The following is a 2,770-nucleotide window of genomic DNA, read 5'->3' on the forward strand; positions in this document are numbered from 1 at the left end:
GGAGAGCGGATCGGGCGCGGCCGGCGAAACGGCCCGCCGGCCCGGGGCCGCAATGCGGCCGCGACGGGTTCTTCGGCTCGATCGGCCGATGCGGTTCAGCCTGTTTGAGTCGGACCACCCGTCCGGGGTGAAAAACCGGTCCCATCGGTCGCTTCGCGCCCGTCGACCCCTTGCCGGCCGCCCGGTCGCACGCCAACGTGGGATGCCCTTTCGCTCTGCGCACGGATGCGTCCCGATGCCCGCCCCTCTCATGCCCGCCCGTCCGCGAACCTTTCGCACGCGGCTGCCGGCTGTCGCCTCGCTCGCCCTGTTCGGGCTGCTCGCAGCGCCCCTGCGGGCGCAAAGCGATCCGGCGGGGGGCGCCGTCGAAGTCGGCGGGGAGGACGCGGTCGTCACCCCGGCGCGCATCTCCGCGGAGGATCTCCGCCCGCACGTCGAGTGGCTCGCCGATCCGGCCCGCGGCGGGCGCCCCGGCGGCAAAGCGGACGCCGCGGCGGAGTACCTGGCCGATCACTTCCAGAAGTTGGGGCTGCGCCCGGCGTTCGAAGCCGCGCCGGGCGGCGCGCCGCCTAGCGGCGACGGCGAAGCGGGAGGGGGGAGCTACTTTCAGACAATCGCCGGGCCGGAGGGCGAGCCGTTCGGGCGGAACGTCGCCGCGTTGCTGCCGGGGTCGGATCCGGCGGTGAAGGACGAGGTGATTCTGGTCGGCGCCCATTACGACCACCTCGGCGTGCGGGGCGGGGTGCTGTATCCCGGCGCCGACGACAACGCCAGCGGCACGGCGATGCTGATGGAGGTCGCCGAGCGGCTCGCCCATGACGCCAAGGCTCAGAACGGCCCCCGTCGCAGCGTGCTGTTCGTCGGGTTCGACCTCGAAGAACGCATGCTGTTCGGCTCCCGGTGGTTCGCCGCTCATCCGCCGGCGGTTCTGACCGGAGACGAGGACGACGCCACCATGCGACGGCTCAAAGCCGTGTTCATCGCCGACATGATCGGCCGCAGCCTCGGCGATCTCGACCTGCCCACGGTGTTCGTGCTGGGTAGCGAACATGCCCCGCACCTCAAAAGCGTGCTCGACCGGGCCGGTCTGCCGGAGGGGCTGGAGACGGCTCGTCTGGGCATCGACCTGATCGGCACCCGCAGCGACTACGGCCCGTTCCGCGACCGCGAGATCCCCTTCCTGTTCTTCAGCACCGGCGAGCACGGCGATTACCACCGCCCCACCGATACCCCGGAACGATTGAACGTGGAGAAGGCCGCCCGCGTCTCCTCGCTGATCCTCGCCGTGGTCCAGACGACGGCGAACGACGCCGACGCGCCGGCCTGGGAGGCGAACCCCGACCCGGACATCGACGAGGCCCGCGCGGTGAACCGCATCACCGGCTTGCTGCTGGAGCGAGCCGCCAGCCCCGAGAACCCCGACGGCCGCCGGTTCGGCACGATGCAGAAGGTGGCCCTCGCCCAGACCAAAAGCACGACCGAGGGCATTCTTGAACGCGGCGCGATGACCCGGAAGGAACGTGACTGGTTGGTGCGGCTGAGCCAGATGCTGTTGCTCAGCGTGTTTTAGTCGATGGGCTGATCCCCCGTTTCTCCCCTCTCCCTTGAGGGAGAGGGGCCGGGGGTGAGGGTGTGCGAGCCCTCGCAGACGCCCGCTTAAACGGCTTCAAAGCGAACGCAGCGTCCCGGACGCTTGAAGCGTCCGGGACGCTCGACGCTCGACGACGGAACCGCCCGTGCCCTGATCGGTCCGGTTCCCTATCATTCGCCCCCCGTTCTCTCCCGCCCCCGTTCCCTCCGCACAGAGAGGCCCGCCCGTGGCCCGCCTGACGCTGGCCGATCTGGCCGACCTCAACGCCCAGTTCGAGCACAGCGACCCACGGGATCTGATCCGGTGGGCGAAGCAGCAGTTCGGCGATCGCCTCGCCGCGCTCAGTTCGATGCAGAAGACCGGCTGCGCGGTCTGCCACATGCTCGGCAGCCTCGATCTAGACATCCCGGTGCTGTTCGTGGACACCGGCGTGCTGTTTCCGGAGACCTACGCGACCCGCGATCGCATCGCGGAGGAGTTCGGGCTGACGGTCCGCACGCTCTCGCCGAAGCTGTCGATGGAGGAGCAGACGGAGCAGTTGGGCGTGCTCTACCTCACCCCCGAGGGCCAGGTGGAGTGCTGCCGCATGCGGAAGAACGATCCGCTGATGGCCGTCGCGGACGAGTACGACGCGATGATCTCCTCGCTCCGCCGCAGCGACGGCGGCCCCCGCGGCCGCACCCCGGTGCTCTCGCCCGATCCGGAGACGAACACCCTCCGCATCAACCCGCTGGTGACGATGTCGGATGACGAACTCGCTGCGTATCTCCAGGACAACGAGATCCCCACGAACCCCCTGCACGAGCAGGGCTACGCGACGATCGGCTGCAACCGCTGCACCACCCCGGTGCTCCCCGGCGAACCGAAGCGCGCCGGCCGCTGGCGCCACCTCGGCCCCTGGAGCCAATACTGCGGCATCAACCCGACCGATATGCTGCCCCCGGATCAATTGTCGGTGGAACTGCCCGAAGACCTGATCGACCGCGTGCTCGGTCGCGCGACGGACTTCGTGATTTAACTCGACCGATCTTCGCGCTCGAGGTCGGCTGTCGTTTCTCCCCTCTCCCTCAGGGAGAGGGGCCGGGGGTGAGGATGAACGAGCCTTCGCAAACAGCCGTTCGCGGAGTGGACGGGGGGGGCCGAGAGCAGCGCTAAGTTGAAGGTGGGCCGGGCGTTGAA

2 protein-coding genes are annotated in these 2,770 nt (G+C 69.5%); both read left to right on the forward strand.

The features are described from left to right. Positions 1 to 235 precede the first annotated feature (235 nt). Positions 236 to 1,570, forward strand: a complete 1,335-nt coding sequence (locus tag LzC2_RS21035; RefSeq protein ID WP_171189986.1) for a M28 family metallopeptidase — start codon at positions 236 to 238, stop codon at positions 1,568 to 1,570. A gap of 247 nt (positions 1,571 to 1,817) precedes the next feature. After that, complete coding sequence (locus LzC2_RS21040) at positions 1,818 to 2,609, forward strand: phosphoadenylyl-sulfate reductase (RefSeq protein WP_171189987.1); 792 nt, start codon at positions 1,818 to 1,820, stop codon at positions 2,607 to 2,609. Positions 2,610 to 2,770: the final 161 nt, after the last annotated feature.

Source organism: Alienimonas chondri (assembly GCF_013036045.1).
Lineage (GTDB): Bacteria > Planctomycetota > Planctomycetia > Planctomycetales > Planctomycetaceae > Alienimonas > Alienimonas chondri.